Origin of the sequence: Streptomyces griseus (assembly GCF_001715295.1) — a bacterium.
GTDB classification, from domain to species: domain Bacteria; phylum Actinomycetota; class Actinomycetes; order Streptomycetales; family Streptomycetaceae; genus Streptomyces; species Streptomyces griseus_G.
Window position 1 is genome coordinate 1 of record NZ_MDKB01000008.1, and the last position, 2,133, is coordinate 2,133.

Genomic DNA, 2,133 nt, shown 5'->3' on the forward strand with positions numbered 1-2,133 from the left:
TCCTGGTGCATCACATCGCGACGGACGGCCGGTCCACCGGCGTCTTCTTCGACGACCTCTCCCGGGCCTACCAGGCACGTATCGCCGGTACCGAGGGACCGGTCCTGGAACCACTGCCGGTGCAGTACACCGACTACGCCGTCTGGCAGCAACGGGTCCTCGGCTCCGCCGACGACACGAACAGTGTGCTGGCCCAGGAACTCGCCTTCTGGCACAAGACCCTGGAAGGACTCCCCGAGGAACACCGGCTCAACACGGACCGCCCCCGACCCGCACAGGCCTCGCACCGCGGCGGACAGATCGACGTCGAGCTGGGACACGGAATCTTCGAACAGATCACCACCCTCGCCCGCACCGAAGGCTGCACACCGTTCATGGTGGTCCACGCCGCACTCGCCGCCACCCTGACCCGCCTCGGAGCCGGCACCGACCTCACCATCGGAACCCCCGTCGCCGGCCGCACCGACGAAACACTACGCAACCTCGTCGGATTCTTCGTCAACACCCTCGTCCTACGCACCCACACCGACAACAACCCCACCTTCCGCGAACTCCTCCAACACGTCCGCACCACCGACCTCGACGCCTTCGCCCACCAGGACGCACCCTTCGACCTCGTCCTCGACACCCTCAACCCCACCCGCACCCTCTCCCGCCACCCCCTCTTCCAGATCTGCCTCACCCTCGAAACAGGAGAAACACCCACCCTCAACCTCAGCCCCGACCACTCGGCCGAAGTGACAGGCCTGACCAACGGCTCCGCCAAATTCGACCTCGAATTCCTCCTCCGCACCGACGCCAGCCAAGGCCTGCACGGCACGATCCTCTACGCCCAGGACCTCTACGACCACACCACCGTCCAGCGCATGGCAACCGTTCTCGGCAACGTGCTACGGCAAGCACTCACCGCCCCGGACACACACCTCACGGAATTCGACGTACTCACCCCGGAACACCGAGAGTTGCTCCTCGGTCCATGGGCCGGCTCCGTCGTCGACGGGGACGAAGGCTCGCTGGCGGAACTGTTCGAGGCGCAGGTTGCTCGCTCACCGGAAGCCGTGGCGCTGATCGACGGCGACCGTCGGATCACCTACGCGGAGCTGAACGCGTCCGCCAACCGCTGGGCCCACCACCTGCGCGCACAGGGGCTTGGCCGGGGCGACCTGGCCGGCGTCCTCCTCGAACGCGGAGCCACCTTCGCCACCGCGGTGATCGCGGTGGTCAAAGCCGGTGCCGGCTACACCCTGCTCGACCCGGACTTCCCGGACGAGCGTCTGCGTGCCGCCGCCGGCGACGCGGGGATCACTCTGCTCCTCACCGACGACATCCTCCGCCCGCGCCTGGAAGGTCCCTGGACCGTGGTCTCCTGTTCCTCGGGGACCGCCGCCGACGCGTCGGACGCGGATCTGAAGCTGTCGCTGCTGGGTGACGACGTGGCCTGCGTGATGTTCACCTCCGGCTCCACCGGACGCCCCAAAGGCATCCTCTCCTCACACCGCAACCTCGTCTCCACCCTCACCGCACAAACCTACGCACCCTTCGGACCCGACGAAGTCTTCCTCCAATGCTCACCCGTCTCCTGGGACGCCTTCAGCCTCGAATTCTGGGGCGCCCTCCTCCACGGCGGCACCACCGTCCTCCAACCCGGACAAAAACCCGAACCCGCACTCATCTCCCAACTCTCCCGCCACCACCACGTCACCATGCTCCAACTCTCAGCAAGCCTCTTCAACTACCTCACCGACCAACACCCCGAAACCTTCACCACCGTCACCACCACCTACACCGGCGGCGAAACCGCCTCACCCACCCACATCCACCAACTCCACCACACCTCACCCCACACCACCGTCATCAACGGATACGGCCCCGCCGAATCCATGGGATTCACCACCACCCACACCATCACACCCACCCCCCAACCCCACACCACCATCCCCATCGGCACCCCCCTCACCAACAAAGCCGCCTACATCCTCGACACCACCCTCCAACCCACCCCACCCGGCACCACCGGCCACCTCTACCTCACCGGCCACGGCCTCGCCCACGGCTACCTCAACCGCCCCGACCTCACCGCCACCCACTTCATCCCCAACCCCTACGGACCCCCCGGCACCCGCCTCTACCGCA

Annotated in this window: 1 protein-coding gene; it reads left to right on the forward strand. The window is 66.8% G+C overall.

Translation table 11 applies throughout. The features are described from left to right. On the forward strand, positions 1 to 2,133 hold a 2,133-nt coding region (locus tag BA175_RS29060; protein WP_139131421.1), incomplete at both ends, for a non-ribosomal peptide synthetase.